Raw genomic sequence first — 17,863 nt, forward strand, 5'->3', positions numbered from 1 at the left:
GCTGTCGTGCGCGCCCGGCTGCTCCCGCTGCTCGTCGTCCTGATGGCGGGCGTGCTGCTCGCCCTCGGCTTCCCGCTCGCCGTGAGCCTGGCCGCCGGGCAGCAGCAGCACGTGGTGGTCGACCGGATCGACGACAGCGCCCGCTTCGCCGCCCTCGCCCAGTTCGTCATCGACGCCGAGGGCTCCGGATCCACCGGCGCCGACGAACGACGCGAGACCCTCCGGCTCGAACTGGCCCGCTACCAGGAGCTGTACGGCATCCGCGTCGGCATCTTCTACCGCGACGACAACGCCATGGAGCGGGCCCCCGGCTGGTGGCAGCTCCCGGAGGCGGGCGAGGACCGCCGCGCCTTCGAGGAGGCGCTCGCCGGGCGGCGCAGCCACGACCCCGCCCAGGTGTGGCCCTGGCAGAGCGACGGCACGCTCCTCGTCGCCTCCCCGGTCGTCCTCGACGGGGACGTCGTCGCCGTCGTCGCGACCGAATCGCCCACCGATCAGATGCGGGGCCGCATTCTCAGGGGCTGGCTGATCATCGTGGGCGGGCTCGGCGCCGCCATGCTGCTGGCCTCCGGCGCGGCCCTGCGGCTGACCAGCTGGGTGCTCAAGCCCGTGCGGACGCTGGACGCGGCGGCCCACGGCATCGCCACCGGGCGGATGAACTCCCGCGTCGCCGCCGCGGGCGGACCCCCGGAACTCCAACGCCTGGCCCGCTCGTTCAACGAGATGGCCGACAACGTCGAAGAGGTGCTGGAGCAGCAGCGGGCGTTCGTCGCCGACGCCTCCCACCAACTGCGCAACCCGCTCGCCGCGCTGCTCCTGCGGATCGAACTGCTCGCCCTCGAACTGCCCGAGGGGAACGAGGAGATCGCTTCCGTGCGTACCGAGGGCAAGCGCCTGACGCAGGTCCTGGACGACCTGCTGGACCTGGCGCTGGCCGAGCACGCCTCCGCCGAGATCAGTCTCACCGACGTCGGGGCGCTGGCCGCCGAGCGGGTGGCCGCCTGGCGTCCGTACGCGCAGGAGAAGGGCGTACGGCTCACCGAGACGGGCCGGACCGCCGTCACGGGCTGGGCCGACCCCATCGCACTCTCCAGCGCGCTCGACGCCGTCATCGACAACGCCCTCAAGTTCACCCCCGCCGGTGAGGAGGTGGAGGTGTCGGTCTCCTCCGAGGGGCGCTCCGTGCTCGTCGTCGTCGCCGACCGCGGACCCGGCCTCACCGAGGAGGAGCTGCTGCGCGTCGGGGACCGGTTCTGGCGCAGCGGCCGCCACCAGAACGTCAAGGGCTCCGGACTCGGCCTGTCGATCTCCCGCGCCCTGCTCACCGCGGGCGGCGGGTCCCTCTCGTACGAGACGAACCCGCCGCACGGGCTGCGGGTCACGGTGGCCGTCCCGCGCACCGCCCCCCACACCTCCTCCTGACCGTCGCCGCGCGCGCCTACCAGGGCAGGGCGGTGCGCACCGCGGCCGACACCGCGTACAGCTCGTCGACGGCCCGGACCTCGAATACGGCCGCCCGCTCCCGGCCGGCGCGGGGCACGTCCGGGACGTAGAGGGCGGTGCCGCAGGTGCCGCCGAGGAAGCGGCGGGAGCCGTCGGGCAGGACCCGGGACAGCTCGTAGTGGCGGACCGGCCCGGGCGCCCGGCGCCACGACAGGCGGAGCCGGACCCGGCCGTCCCGCTGGGCCGAGGCATCCACGGTGAGCGCGGTGGGCGGGGCCGGGCGCCGCTGGTGGGCGGCGTCGCGTACCGACAGAGCGCCGAGCCGCCACACCACCGGTCGCTTCCCGCGCGCGGTGATCCGTACAGCCAGTCCGTACGCCGTCCTGCCCGCCAGGGACGCGAGCGCGACCCGGGTCGTGCGCCAGCTCTGCCCGGCGTCGGGGCTTTCGGCGGGCAGCCAGGTGTACGGGACGGATTCGCCCGCAGCCACCGGCTCGCGGGTGGCCACGCCGGCCTCCACCGAGACCGGGCCCGACTCCGTGGCGTGGACCAGCTCCAGGACGGTGGAGCGGCCCAGCGGCAGCCGGGTGGAGTGCAGCCCGACGGCGGCCGGGGCGCTCAGCCGGCCCGCGACGAGCAGGCTGGATCCGCCGCGCCAGGCTCTCGCGAAGTCCAGGGTGACGGCGGGCCGTTCACCGGTGGTCTCCACGACCCAGCGGCGGCCCGGGAGCCGGTCCTGCAGGCCGAGGTGGTTCCAGGGGGCGTCGGAGGCGACCCGCCCCTCCTCGTACCAGCGCTCTCCGTGCCCGGTGTTGAAGGCGCAGGCGAACGGCAGGGCGGCGACCGTAGAGCGGTCGGCGACGGCCGTGGCGGGGGCCCGCCAGGCGCCCTCGGGCACGGGGCGGGCCGGATCCAGGGACTCGCCCGTCCAGAACCGGTCGTCGGCGCGGTGGAAAGCGCCGGGGGAGCGGTCGGTGAGGTGGTTGCGGGTCCACTCGGGCCGGTAGAAGCCGTAGCTCACGATGTGGTCGCGGTCGCGCGGGATGATCGCGTCCCAACGCCCAGGGCTGTCCCACCCGCGGGACTCCACGTCCACGCCCGCCCACAGCTCGTGGCGGCTGCGCCCGAGCCGGTCCGCGAGGGCGCCGGAGGATTCCAGCTTCTGCGGGGTCCAGCGAAAGTCCACGAACAGCGTGTCCGCGACCGTGCCCGCCCGGTCCTCGAAGAACTCCTGGTTGAGCTCGTTGAGGGCGCCCTGCCAGCCGACCCGGCCGGTGGTGTTCATGGCGTCGTACCAGGTGATCCGCAGCCCCTCCGGCTCGCCCGCCGCCCGCAGGGCCCGCAGGAAGTCCCGCATCCGCGCGGCGAGCCCGCTGTCGCCGCCCTCCGTCTCGGCGTTGACGAACCAGCCGTCGAAGCCGTACGCCGACGCCACCCGCACCAGCTGCTCGGCGATCGGGAAGCGGCCGAGGGAATCGCGCTGGACCAGGTCCCGCGTCCACTGGAGATCACCGCCGTACGGGACGGGCGGCAGGAACACATTGCCCATCACCCGGACGCCGTTGCGGTGGGCGGCGTCGACCACGGGCGCGTTCGGGGCGAGCACGATCCCCTCCCCGGACGAGCCGCCCCAGAAGACCAGCTCGTCGAGGTAAGCCCAGTGCGTGAGGGCGTAGTAGTCGGCGGTCGGGGAACCCTGGGCCGGATTCCCGGCGGTGGGCCCGAAGGAGACGAGGGAGGCGATCCGGGCCTGGCCGGCGCGGGCACCGGGATGCGGCGGGACCGGGGTGAACCGCTGCGCGAGCGGCACGCTCGCGGTGTTGTGGGCGAGGTCGGGATCCGTCTCGGGGGTCCACTGCTTGAGGGAGCGCCAGGTGATCCCCGGGCCGGGGACGCCCTCGGGAAGCGAGTCCGGGAACCAGTAGGAGGCGTACGGGGCCAGGTCGGCCGGGGTCGTCAAGCCGGCCGGCGGCCGTACCCCGGCGGCGGAGGCGCTCGCGCCCGCGCCCGGCGCGCCCAGCAGGGCGGCGGCTCCCGCCCCCGTCCCGGCGGCGAGCACCCCGCGCCGGGACGGGCGCCGGGCAGCCGGGCCCGTGGAAGCGCGGGCGGTGGTACGAGGGTCGACGCCGTTGTCGGTCTCGGACATGCGGGGGCTCCTCGGGCAGGGGTCGTCAGGTGACCTCGGGGACGCGCAGCACCTCGGTGATGCCGCGGGCGGAAAGGTGCGCGGGGTCCTCGGCCCGCTCGGCGAGGACCACGGCCGGCCGGACGCCCTCGGCGGTGAGTGCCGCCCAGGCCTCGAAGAACGCGCCGCCGGGCGCGCACACCGAGCGGCGCGGCGCCGCCTGCGCCCCGCCGACGTCGACGGCCAGCGCGGTGGACCGTACGGCCGGGCGGTGCGCGCGGCCCCGCCACTGCGCCGTGATCCGGGCGAGGGCGGCTCCGACAGGCTTGGTCCGGCGCTCGGTGGTGAGCAGCCCGAGGCCGTACTCCAGCTCCGGGAAGTCCGCGAGCTCCCGGGACACGTCGTGCGAGCACCACCAGGTCACGCCCCACAGGTCCGGGCAGTCCAGGGCGTTCGCGACGGTGGCTTCGGTGAACCGCGCCGCCTGCTCCGGCCGGATCAGCGGCGTCGGCGCGCCGACCTCCTGGAGCCACACGGGGCGGTGCGGGTCGCGGGCCCAGGCCTTGGAGAGCTCGATCAGGTACGCGGCGTGGTGCTCGGTCGCCGTGCCGGTCGGGCCGTGGCGCTGGGCGGTCCCGTTGAACACCCACGAGTGCACGGCGGTGGCCGCGCCCAGCCGGGCCGCCTGGGCCGCGGTGAACGGATGGCCGTCCTGGTACCAGGCGGCGTCGTACTCGGCGTGGAGGTGGAACCGGCCCGGCGCCCCCTTCTCGCAGGCGGCGAGCATCCGCTCGAGCCAGCGGGCGGCCTGGTCCCGGGTGATCCGGTCGGGGTCGGGGTGCGGGGCGCCGGAGAACTGGTTGATCTCGTTGCCGACGGTCACGCCGAGGAAGTTCGGCCGGTCGGCGAGGGCCGCGGCCAGGGTGCGCAGGTACTCCTCCTGCGCGGCGAGCACCTCCGGGTCGCTGAAGATGTTGCGCCGGTGCCAGGTGCGGGTCCAGGCGGGCAGGAAATCGAAGCTCGACAAGTGCCCCTGCAATCCGTCCACATGGACGTCGAGCCCGCGCTCGGCGGCCGCGTCCGCGAGCGCGACGAGGTGCTCGACGGCGCGCGGCCGGATCAGCGTCCGGTTCGGCTGGAACACCGGCCACAGCGGGAAGACGCGGATGTGGTCCAGGCCGAGCGCGGCGATCGAGTCGAGGTCGGCTCCGACCTCGTCGAGATCGAAGTCCAGCCAGTGGTGGAACCAGCCGCGGGTCGGCGTGTAGTTGGCGCCGAAGCGGAGGGTGCGAGAGGCGCGAGAGGCGGCTTCGTCGTGCACAAGGGGATCCTGGAGTTCTGAGGAATTCACCGGATGACCCACAACCTGCCGGGTTCCCGAGGGGAAAGTCAACAGGGCCCGCCCTGCCGGATGTTCCGATGCGAGGCGGTGAAACTCGCGATTTCACAGGTCGGACTACTTATGCGCTTCAGTAGCGTTGACAGCAGGGATGCGGAGTCTCAAGCTGAGGCGGGCTAATGCGCTTTAGCTGCGCTCGCTCAATGGCTCCACCCGAGGAAGTGGGCGGAAATGGACAGCGGTATTTCGGTCGTGGCCATCACCACTCCGGCCCTCCCCACGGGACCGTCCGGAACGGCCACGAAGGTGGCCGGGCGCATCTGCGGCGCGAACGCCCTGCCGGGCCGGTGCAGTCCGCCGTCGCCCGTTCGACGGCGGCATGGCGGACTGTGCCCAAGCCACGCCGCGGCTGACCGCCGAGTCGGTCATGCCGCAGCGGGTGGGTGAACGGGAGCCGCATCAGCCCCTGCGCAGACCTCTTGGGGCCGGCGCACCGCGCATCACCCGCCGCCGCCGACTCCGGCGAACACCTCGTCAGGGCCTCGCCGCCACCCTCGTGGGCACCGTACCCGGCGGCCCGAAGCACCGGCGGTGCCGGCCGGGTCGTGGGGGAGGCGCCCCGCCGGTCACCGTTGCCCCGGCACGCGGGGGCCTCGTACGGGTCCCGGGAGCTACTGAGGGGCCGCCGTCGAGGCGGTCTGCCCGGGCAGGATCGCGTACGGTCCGGCCATTGCCGTCCACGTACCCGCAGCAGCGGAAGCACCCGAAGGATGATGAGGCAGGCCATGGCCCGCAGACCCACCATCAAGGACATCGCCCGCCAGGCCGGGGTGTCGGAGAGCGCCGTGTCCTTCGCGCTCAACGACCGGCCGGGCGTCTCCCAGGACACGCGCGCCCGGATCCGCCGGGTCGCCGAGGAACTCGGCTGGCAGCCCAACAGCGCCGCCCGCGCCCTGTCCGGCGAACGCTCCGGCGCGGTGGGGCTCGTGCTGGCCCGGCCCGCGCACACCCTCGGCGTGGAGTCCTTCTTCCTCCAGCTCGTCTCCGGTATCCAGGAGGTCCTTTCCGCCGCCCGGATCGCCCTGCTCTTCCAGGTCGTCGAGGACATCGACGCGGAATGCGCGGTGTACCGCCGCTGGTGGGCCGAACGGCGCGTGGACGGCGTCCTGGTCGTGGACCCGCGGACGCGGGACCCGCGCCCGGCACTGCTCGGGCAGCTGGGCCTGCCGGCGGTGACGGTCGGCGCGGCCGCACCCTGCGCCTCCCCTGCCCCGGACGCCCACGCCGTGAATGCCCGTATCCCGGACGCCCGTACGTCGGATGCCCGTACGTCGGACGCGCCCTCATCGGCCTACGGGGCCTCGGCCACCCTCTCCTCCGTGGCGGCCGACGACGCCGGAGCCATGGCCCAGGTCCTGGACCACCTCCACACCCTCGGCCACCGCCGTATCGCCCACATCGCCGGGCTGCCCGGCCTCGCCCACACCGCCCGCCGGATCGAGTCCCTGCGGAGCGAGGCGGCGCGGCGCGGACTCGGCCCGGACCAGGTGCGCTCGACCGTCACCGACTACTCCGACGCCGAGGGCGCGGCGGCCACCCGCCGGATCCTCGCCGAGCCCGAACCCCCGACCGCGCTCGTCTACGACAACGACGTGATGGCCGTCGCCGGTATCGCGGTCGCCGCCGAACTGGGCATTCCGGTGCCAGGGCGGCTGTCGATCGTGGCCTGGGACGACTCCGCGCTGTGCCGGGTCACCCACCCCCGCCTCACGGCCCTCGTACGCGACACCGCGGGCTTCGGCCGCCTCGCCGCGGAAGAACTCCTCGCCGTTCTCGCGGGGAGCCCGCCGAGGGTCCGCGCGAGCGAGCGGCCCCGGCTGGAGCCTCGCGAGAGTACGGCGCCACCCCCGGCGCATACTGAATCCTGACCCCTCCCTGGAGCCGCCACCGTGATCACGCCCACCGCCCCCTTCCCCGCACCGCGAGCCCGCGCCGCGGCCCCAGGCCTGACGGTGGCGATCGACATCGGCGGCACGAAGATCGCCGGCGCCCTGGTGCACGCTGACGGCACGATGACGGCCACCACGCGCCGCCCGACCCCGCGGGGAGCGGACGCGGACGCCGTCATGGCGGCGGTGACGGAGGTCATCGCGGACCTGTCGGGCTCGACGCTGTGGCCGGCGGCGGTCCGGTGCGGGATCGGCAGCGCCGGCCCGGTGGACGCCTCGCTCGGCACCGTGAGCCCGGTCAACATCGGGGCGTGGCGGGAGTTCCCGGTCCAGGCCCGGGTCTCGGCGGAGCTGGCGGCGCGCGGCGCCGACATCCCGACGGTGCTGGCCGGTGACGGCGTGGCGATGACCGCGGCCGAGCACTGGCTGGGCGCGGCCCGGGGCCATGCGAACGCCCTCTGCATGGTGGTCTCCACCGGCGTCGGCGGGGGCCTCATCCTGAACAACCAGCTCCACCCCGGCCCCACGGGCAACGCCGGCCACATCGGCCACATCAGCGTGGCCTTCGACGGCGAGAAGTGCGTGTGCGGCGGCCACGGCTGCGTCGAGTCGATCGCCTCCGGCACGGCGATCGCGCGCTGGGCCCTGGCCCAGGGCTGGACCCCGGGTGAGGACGCCACGGCGGCGGGCGTGGCCGCGGCCGCGGCGGACGGCGACCCGATCGCCCTGGGCGCCTTCGACCGCGCGGGGCGTGCGCTGGCCGCGGCCGTCGCCGCGACCGCGACCCTCGTGGAAACGGACATCGCGGTCATCGGCGGTGGCGTCGCCGCCTCCGGCGACACCCTCTTCACGCCGATCCGCAGGCACCTCGCGGCCTACGCCACGCTGTCCTTCGTCAAGGAGCTCCGGGTGGTGCCGGCGACCCTCGGCACCCACGCGGGCCTGATCGGCGCGGCCGCGGCGGCGACGATGCTGCTGCCGTCGTAAAGGCCTGATGGGCGCCGTGGCGACGGAGTCGTGACATCAGGGTGTGGATGTCAGGGTGTGACATCGGGGCGTGCGCGTCAGGGTGTGACGTCGGGGCGTGCACGGCAGGGTGTGGGCGTCAGGGCTTGACCGACCGGTAATACCGGCGCGCGCCCTCGTGCAGGTCCAGCGGGTCCGTGTAGATCGCCGTCCGCAGGTCGACCAGCTGCGCCGCGTGCACCTCGCCGCCGATGTCGTCGCGGCTGAGGATGACCGTCCGCGTGAACTGCTCCGTCAGCCCCGGGTCCGTCCCCTCCTTGGTCACCAGCAGGTTCGGGACGGCCAGCGTCGACACCGCGCTGGTGTTGCGCGCCCGCGCGTAGGCGTCCTGCGGCATCACCGCCGCCCGGTAGTAGCGTGCCGGGCTCCCGCTTCCCTGCAACTGCTCCACCAGGTCGCCGAGCTGCACGAGTCGGATCTCGGACCGCTCCGACAGCTCGCGCACCGCGTTCGTCGGGAGACCGCCGGACCAGAAGAAGGCGTCGATCCGCCCGGCCTCCAGCTCGGCCGGCATGGTGTCGATGCCGATGGACACGGGGACGATGTCGCGCATCGGGTCGAGCTTCGCCGCCGTCAGCAGCCGCTCCGAGACGAGCCGCACCCCGGACCCGGCCTGACCCACCGCGACCCGCTTGCCCCGAAGGTCGCGCGCCGACTGCACCGGGGACCCGGCCGGCACCACCAGTTGTACGTAGTCGTCGTACAGCCGAGCACAGCTGCGCAGCCCCTGCGCGCCGGGCTTCCCGTCGAGGCGGTACTTGGCGACCGCGTCCGCCGTGGCGATCGTGAAGTCGGCCTTTCCCGAGGCCACCCGTTCGAGGTTCTCCTGCGAGCCCTCGCTGGTCTCCAGCCGTACCTTCACCCCGGGCATGTCCCGCTTGAGCGCCCCCTCCAGCAGCTGCCCGTACCGGTGGTAGACCCCGGTCCGCACACCCGTACTGAAGGTCAGCTCCCCCTTGAGCTCCCGCTCGCCGAAGGGCTTCAGCCACCACACCAGGACTCCGAGCACGGCCAGTACGGCCACCAGCCCCTGCAGGGCGCGGCGCCTGCTGATCCGGGGCGGTACGGGAGGCATGGCCGCGATCCTGCCACCCGCCCGCCGTCCTGTCACGGCGCGGTCCGCCCGGGAGACCGCAGGCCCCGCCCGGCGCCCGTTCGGCCGGCCCGTACACCGCCCCGGCCCGTACCCCGCCCCGCCCCGTTCAACGGCCCGAGCGCAGCCGTCCCAGCAGTTTCCGCGCCGCGGGCCCGACGGCCGTCCGCACGCCACGCCAGAGCCACCCGGCCCCTCAGCCCGGCCTCGGCGCACGCCCGCTCCGGCACCCCGCGCAGTCCGGTCCCCCGCGGCAGGCCCGAGAACTCGTCGGCCGCCGCCGGATCCCCTCCACCGCCGCCAGGGCGGCCCGCGCGTACGAGAGCACCGCCTCGCCCGCCTCGGTCGGCGTGACCCGCCGCCCGGAGCGGTCGAGCAACTGCTGCCCTAGCTCCCGCTCCAGCTGCTTGACCTGCGCGCTCACGCCCCGTCGCGCCCGGCCACCCGCGCCGCGTCCCCGATGACCGGCTGCGCCTCCTCCTCGCCGCCGCGGTCGACCCCCGCGGCCTGCGCTTCTTCGGTGTGGGCCTGACCTCCATCCGGCTGTGCGCCGACGACCTCGACTGGTCCCACGGCGACGGAACACCGGTCCACGGCAGCGCCCAGGACCTGCTGCTCGTCCTCTTCGGCCGCCGCCTGCCAGAGGGCCGGCTGAACGGGGGACCGGAGGGATCCCGCGTACCGCCTACCCTTGTCGCATGACCAGCAGCAGCGACCGGAGCCCGGCAGTGGACCTTAAGGGAACATACGAGGTGCGCACCTACGGGTGCCAGATGAACGTGCACGACTCCGAGCGACTCTCCGGTCTGCTGGAGGACGCGGGCTACGTCCGCGCACCCGAGGGCTCGGACGGGGACGCCGACGTCGTCGTCTTCAACACCTGCGCCGTCCGCGAGAACGCCGACAACAAGCTGTACGGCAACCTCGGCCGACTGGCTCCGATGAAGACGAAGCGCCCCGGCATGCAGATCGCCGTCGGCGGCTGCCTCGCGCAGAAGGACCGCGACACGATCGTCAAGAGGGCCCCCTGGGTCGACGTCGTCTTCGGTACGCACAACATCGGCAAGCTCCCGGTGCTGCTGGAGCGCGCCCGCGTCCAGGAGGAGGCGCAGGTCGAGATCGCCGAGTCGCTGGAGGCGTTCCCCTCCACGCTCCCGACCCGCCGCGAGTCCGCGTACGCCGCCTGGGTCTCGATCTCGGTCGGCTGCAACAACACCTGCACCTTCTGCATCGTGCCCGCGCTGCGCGGCAAGGAGGAGGACCGCCGCCCCGGCGACATCCTCGCCGAAGTGGAGGCCCTGGTCGCCGAGGGCGTCTCGGAGATCACCCTGCTCGGCCAGAACGTGAACGCGTACGGCTCCGACCTGGGCGACCGAGAGGCGTTCAGCAAGCTGCTGCGCGCCTGCGGCCAGATCGAGGGCCTGGAGCGGGTCCGCTTCACCTCCCCGCACCCGCGCGACTTCACCGACGACGTGATCGCGGCGATGGCCGAGACCCCGAACGTCATGCCGCAGCTGCACATGCCGCTCCAGTCGGGGTCGGACCGGATCCTGAAGGCGATGCGCCGCTCGTACCGGCAGGAGCGGTTCCTCGGCATCATCGAGAAGGTCCGCGCCGCGATCCCGCACGCCGCGATCTCCACCGACATCATCGTGGGCTTCCCCGGTGAGACGGAGGAGGACTTCCAGCAGACGATGCACACCGTGCGCGAGGCCCGCTTCGCGAACGCCTTCACCTTCCAGTACTCCAAGCGGCCCGGCACCCCCGCGGCCGACATGGACGGGCAGATCCCCAAGGAGGTCGTGCAGGACCGCTACATGCGTCTGGTCGCCCTCCAGGAGGAGATCTCCTGGGAGGAGAACAAGAAGCAGGTCGGCCGCACGCTGGAGGTCATGGTCGCGGAGGGCGAGGGCCGCAAGGACGGCGCGACGCTCCGGCTCTCCGGCCGGGCCCCCGACAACCGCCTGGTGCACTTCACGAAGCCCGAGGCACAGGTCCGGCCGGGTGACGTGGTCACCGTGGAGATCACCTATGCGGCCCCGCACCACCTGCTGGCCGAGGGGCCGACCCAGACCGTACGGCGCACGCGCGCCGGCGACGCCTGGGAGAAGCGCAACGCCGCACCGGCCCAGCCGGCGGGCGTCATGCTCGGCATCCCGACCCTGGGCGTCCCGGCCCCGCTGCCGGCCGCCACCTCCGGCTGCGCGATCGACTAGTACCGGCCGTCCGGACCGTGCCCCTGCGCAGGACGGCGTCAGACGGCCCCGGACCGCCGCTCCGGGGTCTGTCCTGCCAGGCTGTCCTGCCAGGCTGTCCTACCCCCTGGCCCCGGGGGCTCACGGGCCTTCGGGGGCGGCCGGTGGCGGCTAGGCTGCGGATCATGCTCGTAGCCGCCGCCGTTTGCCCCGCCCCGCCCCTGCTCGTGCCGGAGGTCGCCGCGGGGGCCGCCGCCGAACTCGGCCAGGCCCGTACCGCCTGCTCCGACGCGCTCGCCGTGCTCGCCGCCTCCCGGCCCGACCTCCTGGTCGTCGTCGGGACCGCCGACGAGAACCACCTCGGGCCCTACCCGCAGGGCGCCCGCGGCACCTTCCGCGGATTCGGCGTCGAGACCGACGTACGGCTGGGGGAGGAAGGGGTGGGCGGAAAGCCCGACGGAGGTCCGCGCCCGCTGCCCTCCTCACTGGCCGTGGGCGCCTGGCTGCTCCAGCGCGCACGGTGGGGCGCGGCTCCGGTGGAGGGGCTCGGGACCGATGAGCGGCTGGACACCTCGCGGTGTCTGGACACCGGCCGGGAACTCGCCGCGCGCGCCGCACGCGTCGCCCTGCTCGTCATGGGCGACGGCAGCGCCTGCCGGTCCCTCAAGGCGCCCGGATACCTCGACGAGCGCGCCGCCGCCTTCGACGCCGCCGCCGCCCGCGCGCTGGGCGCCGCCGACGTGGCCGCACTCGCGGCCCTCGACGCCGAGCTCGCGCACGAGCTGCAGGCCGCCGGCCGGGCCCCGTGGCAGGTGCTGGCCGGCGCAGCCGAGGGCGCGGACCTGGACGGGCGCCTGCTGTACGAGGACGCCCCGTACGGCGTGGGGTATTTCGTGGCTGCCTGGTCCTGATCCCGCGCAGGCGGCTCAGGACGCGTGGAAGGGGCGCGGGATCAACTGGTCCCGCGCCCCTTCCGGGCCCGCGTCAGGTTGCCGCCGGCGGTGTCGTCGGCGGTGTCGTCGGCGGTGTCGTCGGCGGACCGCCGGGAGTGTCCTTGTGCGCGATCTTGCCCAGGGCGTCCTTCGCCTTGCCCGTGCCGCTCGAGATGTGGCCGCTGTACTTGCCCTTGGTCTTGGAGTCCACGACCTTCGCGACCTTGTCCAGACCCTGGCCGATCCTGCCCTCGTGCTGCTGGGCGAGATCGCCGACCTTCTCCTTCGCCGGCGCGAGCTTGGCCTTCAGATTGTCGAGCAGGCCCATGGGTCACCTTCCATTGGCGGAATCTACGTACGGGCGCCCTCGCCGGCTTCGCTGTCCGCGGCCACCTCGGCCGACTGCTGCTTGGGAATCTCCACGGCTTCAGCCGCCGGAGCTTCCGCGACAACAGGCTCGGCCTCTGCCTTTTCGGCCGAACCGGACTCCGCCGTCAGTGCCTCGGCTGCGACCTCCGCGGTCGACGCCTCGTCCTTACGACGAAAAAACCGATCAAAAACGCCCATGTCTACTCCCATAACGTTACTCGTGTGAGTGAAGTTCCGCCTTGGCCGGACCGGCCACCGCCGGCCCTGCGCCGGGCCGGAACCTCGCCAGGGCAACGACCGCACCACCGCCCCGTCACGTAACTCGATCGGGTACATGCCGTGGGGTTTGCGAGACTAAGGCGGTGAGGAAAGCAGCCCCCGCCCCGCGGGTCATCGCCGTCGTCGGTCCCACCGCGGCCGGAAAGTCCGATCTGGGCGTCGCCCTGGCCCGCCGTTTCGACGGCGAAGTCGTCAACGCCGACTCCATGCAGCTGTACCGGGGGATGGACATCGGCACCGCCAAGCTGACGACCGAGGAACGCGGCGGTGTCCAGCACCACCTCCTCGACATCTGGGACGTCACCGAGACCGCCAGCGTCGCCGAGTACCAGCGCCTGGCACGCGTCGAGATCGACAGACTCCTCGCCGAGGGCCGTACGCCGGTCCTCGTCGGCGGATCCGGGCTGTACGTCCGTGGAGCCCTGGACGCCATGGAGTTCCCCGGCACCGACCCCGAGGTCCGCGCCCGGCTGGAGGAAGAGGTCACGCTGCGCGGCCCCGGCGCCATGCACGCGCGGCTCGCCGCCGCGGACCCGGCCGCCGCCCAGGCGATCCTGCCCAGCAACGGCCGCCGCATCGTCCGCGCGCTGGAGGTCATCGAGATTACCGGGCGGCCCTTCACCGCCAACCTGCCCGGCCACGAGTCGGTCTACGACACGGTGCAGATCGGCGTCGACGTGGGCCGGCCCGAGCTCGACGAGCGGATCGCGCTGCGCGTGGACCGGATGTGGGAAGCCGGACTGGTCGACGAGGTCCGGGCGCTGGAGGCCCGCGGACTGCGCGACGGAATCACGGCCTCCAGGGCGCTCGGCTACCAGCAGGTACTGGCCGCGCTGGCGGGGGAGTGCACCGAGGACGAGGCCAGGGCCGAGACGGTCCGGGCGACCAAGCGGTTCGCGCGCCGCCAGGACTCCTGGTTCCGGCGGGACCCGCGGGTGCACTGGCTCAGCGGGGCCGCCGCCGACCGGGAGGAACTCCTGGGACTCGCACAGTCGTTGGTCGAACGACCGGTCACAGCCTGATCACGTGATGGCATCGGGACGCCCCGGGCGCCCGTCCGGGGGTCGGGGGCGTGCCATCATCAAACTCCTGCCGGTGCGGTCACCGGCGGTGAACGGCGGCGTACGAAGTCCGAGTGGGGAGGGCGCGTGGCGATGGAGGCCGGCCCTCGTGACACCGGGCGGGACGACTCCCCGCGGGAAGCGGACCCGAAGCTTCTCGACGGGCAAATCGGCGGTCCCGGCGGGCCTGTCGTGGACGGGCCCGACGGGCATGCCCGTCCCGCGGCCCGGCGCGGCCCCGAGACGCACCACAGCCCTGAAGCGCACCACGGCCGGGAGAGGCAGGACGGCCGGGAGGCACAGGACGGCCGGGAGGCACAGGATGGGCCCGACGGGCTCGGGCTGCCCGCCAACCCGTCACGGCTGAGCCCCGACGGCCCGGACGCACCGGACTCCGCGGAGGCCGAAGCCGCCTCCGGACCCGAGTTCGAGGTCGAACTGCGCCCGCAGCGCCGCCTGCGCCTGTGGCAGATCGCCCCCATCGTCATGCTCGGCGCGGCCGGTTCGCTGATGTTCGCCTTCCCGCTCGCCTTCGAGTTCGGCGACGGCGGAGCCGTGGTGGCCATGCTCGGCTTCCTCATCAGCTGCTGCGCAGGAGGCTGGGGGATGATGGCCGCCCGCCGGGTGGGCTACACGTGGCCAGGTTTCCCGCCGCGGGGGAGCGGCCGCCGCCCGGACTGGCGCCTGGCCGCCCTGTACGCCGTGATCGCGCTGGCCGTCGTCACACTCGCCGTGTACCGCGTGGCGCGGCTACGCCCGTAGGCCCCGCCCCGGACGCAGCCGGACCGTCCCGCCCGAGGCGCCGCCGTACGAGGCCGATCCGAGCCGCTGACCAGCGGCTCGGTACCATGGACGGGTGACGCAGACCACCCTCCCCTTCCTCAAGGGCCACGGGACCGAGAACGACTTCGTGATCGTCCCGGACCCGGACAACGCCGTCGACCTGCCCGCATCCGCCGTCGCCAAGCTGTGCGACCGGCGGGCCGGGATCGGTGGGGACGGCGTCCTGCACGTCGTCCGGTCCGCCGCGCACCCCGAGGCGGCCCACCTGGCCGACGAGGCGGAGTGGTTCATGGACTACCGCAACAGCGACGGTTCGATCGCCGAGATGTGCGGCAACGGTGTGCGCGTCTTCGCGCGTTATCTGCAGTACGCCGGACACGTCGAGCCCGGCGACCTCGCGATCGCCACGCGCGGCGGCGTCAAGCGGGTCCACCTCGACAAGCGCGGGGACGTCACCGTCTCGATGGGCCGCGCCGAGTTCCCCGAGGGCGAGGTCACCGTCACGGTCGGTGCCCACAGCTGGCCCGCGCGGAACGTGAACATGGGGAACCCGCACGCGGTGGCGTTCGTTGAAAGCCTCGACGACGCCGGGAATCTGTTCACCGCCCCGCCCTTCAGCCCGGCGTCCGCCTACCCGACCGGGGTCAATGTCGAGTTCGTCGTCGACCGAGGCCCCCGCCACGTCGCCATGCGCGTCCACGAGCGCGGCTCCGGCGAGACCCGGTCCTGCGGCACCGGCGCCTGCGCCGTCGCCGTGGCCGCGATCCGCCGCGACGGCGCGGACCCTGCCGTCACGGGCGAGCCGGCCACGTACACCGTCGACCTCCCCGGCGGGACGCTGGTCGTCACCGAACACCCCGACGGGCAGATCGACATGACCGGACCGGCCGTCATCGTCGCCACGGGCGAGTTCGACGCGGCGTGGCTCACCGAAACGGCCTTCGGCTGAAGCGTCCCTCTAATGGGTGATCCGTTTCACGCTGAGCGAGAGGTGGACTGCGCCACGTGGTGGGGTCGGTAGCATCAGGCACCGGCCCTGAGGGCTCACCCCAGCCCGCCACCGCCGGTCGAAGCCGCCGGAGGTGCCCATGAGTGCAGAGGCCACGAACCCCGAAGCACACCCCGAAGTGCGCCCTGAGCTCCGCAGACGGGGACGGACCAGGCTCGATCTGCGCAGGCTCGGGCGCGCGGCCCTGCTCGGGCCCACGTCCCGCGACCGCCTCCCGGACGCCATCGGCCACGTCGCCGAGGCACACCGCGCCCACCATCCGGACGCCGATCTGTCCATCCTGCGGCGGGCGTACGTCCTCGCGGAGTCCTCGCACCGCGGCCAGACGCGCAAGAGCGGCGAGCCGTACATCACCCACCCGCTCGCCGTCACCCTGATCCTCGCCGAACTCGGCGCCGAGACCACGACCCTGACGGCCTCGCTCCTCCACGACACCGTCGAGGACACCGAGGTGACCCTCGATCAGGTTCGCGAGGAGTTCGGCGACGAGGTCCGCTTCATCGTCGACGGCGTGACCAAGCTGGAGAAGGTCGACTACGGCGCCGCCGCCGAGCCCGAGACCTTCCGCAAGATGCTCGTCGCCACGGGCAACGACGTCCGCGTGATGTCCATCAAACTCGCCGACCGGCTGCACAACATGCGCACCCTCGGCGTGATGCGTCCCGAGAAACAGGCCCGCATCGCCAAGGTCACCCGGGACGTCCTCATCCCGCTCGCCGAACGGCTCGGCGTCCAGGCCCTCAAGACCGAGCTGGAAGACCTCGTCTTCGCGATCCTGCACCCCGAGGAGTACGAGCGCACCCGCGCGCTCATCGCCGCCCACGCGGGGGAACGCGACCCGCTGCCGGCCATCGCCGACTCCGTACGGGCCGTCCTGCGCGACTCCGGCATCGCCGCCGAGGTGCAGGTCCGGCCGCGGCACTTCGTCTCCGTGCACCGCATCGCCCTCAAGCGCGGCGAGCTGCGCGGCTCCGACTTCGGCCGCATCCTCGTCCTCGTCGGGGAGAACGCCGACTGCTACGGAGTGCTGGGCGAGCTGCACACCTGCTTCACCCCGGTCGTCTCGGAGTTCAAGGACTTCATCGCCGTCCCGAAGTTCAACCTCTACCAGTCGCTGCACACCGCCATCGCCACGCCCGAGGGGTACGTCGCCGAAGTCATCGTGCGGACCCGGCAGATGCACCGGGTCGCGGAGGCGGGGGTGGTCGCGCTCGGCAACCCGTACGCCACCGGGACGTCCGAGGCCGCCGCGGGGGACGCGGACGAGGAGCGGATCGACCCGACGCGGCCCGGCTGGCTGTCGCGGCTGCTCGACTGGCAGCAGTCCGCGCCCGACCCCGACACCTTCTGGAGCGTCCTGCGCGCGGAGCTGGCGCAGGACCGCGAGATCACCGTCTTCAGGGAGGACGGCGGCGCCTCCGGCACGATCAGCCTCCCGGCCGGGGCCAGCTGTATCGACGCCGCCTACGCGCAGTACGGCGAGGCGGCCCACGGCTGTATCGGCGCCCGGGTCAACGGCCGTCTCACCTCGCTGGCCTCCCGGCTGTCCGACGGGGACACCGTGCAGCTGCTGCTCGCGCACGACGCCTCCTCGGGGCCCGCAGCCGAGTGGCTGGAGCACGCGCGGACCCCGGCGGCCCGGATCGCCATCAGCGCCTGGCTCCAGTCGCATCCCGACCGGGCGATGGCCAACACCACCGCCGCCCGGGCGCCGCTGTCCGTGGTCGGGGCCCGGGGCGACGGGGGCAACGCGGTCGCCGACCTGCCGAACGCGACCGTGCGGCTGGCCGGGTGCTGCACGCCCGTGCCGCCGGACGCGGTCGCGGGGTTCGTCGTACGGGGCGGGGCGGTCACCGTGCACCGCGTCCACTGCGAGGCGGTGGCCCGGATGCGCGCGGTGGGGCGTACCTCCGTCGCCGTGCACTGGCGGGCCACGGCGGACTGCCGGGTCACACTGGTCGCCGAATCGTTCGGCCGTCCCCATCTGCTGGCCGACCTGACCGAGGCCATCGCCCGGGAGGGGGTCGAGGTCGTCTCCGCGACCGTGGAACCCCCGGTCGAGCAGCGGGTCCGGCACACCTACACGCTGCAGCTGCCCGACGCGACGGGGCTGCCCGCGCTGATGCGGGCGATGCGGGAGGTGCCCGGCGTGTACGACGTCAGCCGGGCCTAGGTGTATTGCCCCGGGAGGTTGTGGACGGGTGATGGAGGTCTCGGCTGAGGCGTCTTGAACGGGTGAGGGCCTTCCGGGTTCGGTGTG

Annotated in this window: 15 protein-coding genes and 1 pseudogene; 9 read left to right on the forward strand and 7 right to left on the reverse strand. The window is 73.7% G+C overall.

Annotated features, from left to right (window positions below; translation table 11 throughout):
- Positions 1–6: 6 nt before the first annotated feature.
- A complete protein-coding gene (locus ABZX75_RS29945) occupies positions 7–1,422 on the forward strand; it encodes a HAMP domain-containing sensor histidine kinase (protein ID WP_355415986.1) in 1,416 nt (471 codons plus the stop codon).
- A gap of 16 nt (positions 1,423–1,438) precedes the next feature.
- On the opposite strand, the gene ABZX75_RS29950 is transcribed toward ABZX75_RS29945, so the two are convergent.
- Both ABZX75_RS29950 and ABZX75_RS29955 read right to left on the reverse strand, forming a co-directional pair.
- The gene (locus tag ABZX75_RS29950; RefSeq protein ID WP_355415988.1) at positions 1,439–3,589 is read right to left on the reverse strand and encodes an endo-beta-N-acetylglucosaminidase; all 2,151 of its coding nucleotides are present in this window, start codon (positions 3,587–3,589) and stop codon (positions 1,439–1,441) included.
- A gap of 25 nt (positions 3,590–3,614) precedes the next feature.
- Positions 3,615–4,889, reverse strand: coding sequence for a glycosyl hydrolase (locus tag ABZX75_RS29955; protein WP_355415990.1), 1,275 nt, complete (start codon positions 4,887–4,889; stop codon positions 3,615–3,617).
- A gap of 803 nt (positions 4,890–5,692) precedes the next feature.
- On the opposite strand from ABZX75_RS29955, the gene ABZX75_RS29960 reads away from it, so the two are divergent.
- Both ABZX75_RS29960 and ABZX75_RS29965 read left to right on the forward strand, forming a co-directional pair.
- Positions 5,693–6,835: a LacI family DNA-binding transcriptional regulator gene (locus ABZX75_RS29960; protein WP_355415992.1), complete on the forward strand. Its 1,143-nt coding sequence runs from the start codon at positions 5,693–5,695 to the stop codon at positions 6,833–6,835.
- A gap of 78 nt (positions 6,836–6,913) precedes the next feature.
- Positions 6,914–7,843, forward strand: coding sequence for an ROK family protein (locus ABZX75_RS29965; protein WP_355416018.1), 930 nt, complete (start codon positions 6,914–6,916; stop codon positions 7,841–7,843).
- A gap of 118 nt (positions 7,844–7,961) precedes the next feature.
- Here ABZX75_RS29965 and ABZX75_RS29970 read toward each other — a convergent pair whose 3' ends face one another.
- From ABZX75_RS29970 to ABZX75_RS29980, 3 genes and pseudogenes are all read right to left on the reverse strand, one after another.
- Entirely contained in the window at positions 7,962–8,957 is a 996-nt protein-coding gene (locus ABZX75_RS29970; protein ID WP_355415994.1) for a TAXI family TRAP transporter solute-binding subunit, read from the reverse strand.
- Between the two features lie 295 nt (positions 8,958–9,252).
- Positions 9,253–9,411: pseudogene (locus ABZX75_RS29975) on the reverse strand (LysR family transcriptional regulator); the annotation flags it as partial.
- Positions 9,396–9,548 carry a hypothetical protein gene (locus ABZX75_RS29980; protein WP_355416021.1) on the reverse strand — a complete coding sequence of 51 codons (153 nt, stop codon included), beginning with the start codon at positions 9,546–9,548 and terminating at the stop codon, positions 9,396–9,398. The pseudogene ABZX75_RS29975 and the gene ABZX75_RS29980, both read right to left, overlap by 16 nt.
- A gap of 125 nt (positions 9,549–9,673) precedes the next feature.
- On the opposite strand from ABZX75_RS29980, the gene miaB reads away from it, so the two are divergent.
- The gene (gene miaB, locus ABZX75_RS29985) at positions 9,674–11,191 is read left to right on the forward strand and encodes a tRNA (N6-isopentenyl adenosine(37)-C2)-methylthiotransferase MiaB (protein WP_355415996.1); all 1,518 of its coding nucleotides are present in this window, start codon (positions 9,674–9,676) and stop codon (positions 11,189–11,191) included.
- 164 nt (positions 11,192–11,355) lie between these two features.
- Positions 11,356–12,081 (forward strand): hypothetical protein, encoded by a 726-nt coding sequence (locus ABZX75_RS29990; protein WP_355415998.1) that lies wholly within the window; start codon positions 11,356–11,358, stop codon positions 12,079–12,081.
- A gap of 73 nt (positions 12,082–12,154) precedes the next feature.
- Here the strand turns inward: ABZX75_RS29990 and ABZX75_RS29995 are convergent, their stop codons facing one another.
- Entirely contained in the window at positions 12,155–12,430 is a 276-nt protein-coding gene (locus ABZX75_RS29995; RefSeq protein ID WP_355416000.1) for an antitoxin, read from the reverse strand.
- 23 nt (positions 12,431–12,453) lie between these two features.
- Positions 12,454–12,669 carry a gliding motility protein gene (locus ABZX75_RS30000; protein ID WP_355416002.1) on the reverse strand — a complete coding sequence of 72 codons (216 nt, stop codon included), beginning with the start codon at positions 12,667–12,669 and terminating at the stop codon, positions 12,454–12,456.
- A 164-nt stretch (positions 12,670–12,833) separates the two neighbouring features.
- Here ABZX75_RS30000 and miaA point away from each other — a divergent pair, with 164 nt between their 5' ends.
- The 4 genes from miaA (at position 12,834) to ABZX75_RS30020 (ending at position 17,776) form a co-directional block, all read left to right on the forward strand.
- Complete coding sequence (gene miaA / locus ABZX75_RS30005) at positions 12,834–13,772, forward strand: tRNA (adenosine(37)-N6)-dimethylallyltransferase MiaA (protein ID WP_355416004.1); 939 nt, start codon at positions 12,834–12,836, stop codon at positions 13,770–13,772.
- 132 nt (positions 13,773–13,904) lie between these two features.
- Positions 13,905–14,573: a hypothetical protein gene (locus ABZX75_RS30010; protein ID WP_355416020.1), complete on the forward strand. Its 669-nt coding sequence runs from the start codon at positions 13,905–13,907 to the stop codon at positions 14,571–14,573.
- Positions 14,574–14,667: 94 nt separating this feature from the next.
- A complete protein-coding gene (gene dapF / locus ABZX75_RS30015; RefSeq protein ID WP_355416006.1) occupies positions 14,668–15,543 on the forward strand; it encodes a diaminopimelate epimerase in 876 nt (291 codons plus the stop codon).
- A 139-nt stretch (positions 15,544–15,682) separates the two neighbouring features.
- On the forward strand, positions 15,683–17,776 hold the full coding sequence (locus tag ABZX75_RS30020) for an HD domain-containing protein (RefSeq protein ID WP_355416008.1): 2,094 nt from the start codon (positions 15,683–15,685) through the stop codon (positions 17,774–17,776).
- Positions 17,777–17,863: the final 87 nt, after the last annotated feature.

It is taken from the genome of Streptomyces sp. NPDC003038 (genome assembly GCF_040611115.1).
Classification (GTDB): domain Bacteria; phylum Actinomycetota; class Actinomycetes; order Streptomycetales; family Streptomycetaceae; genus Streptomyces.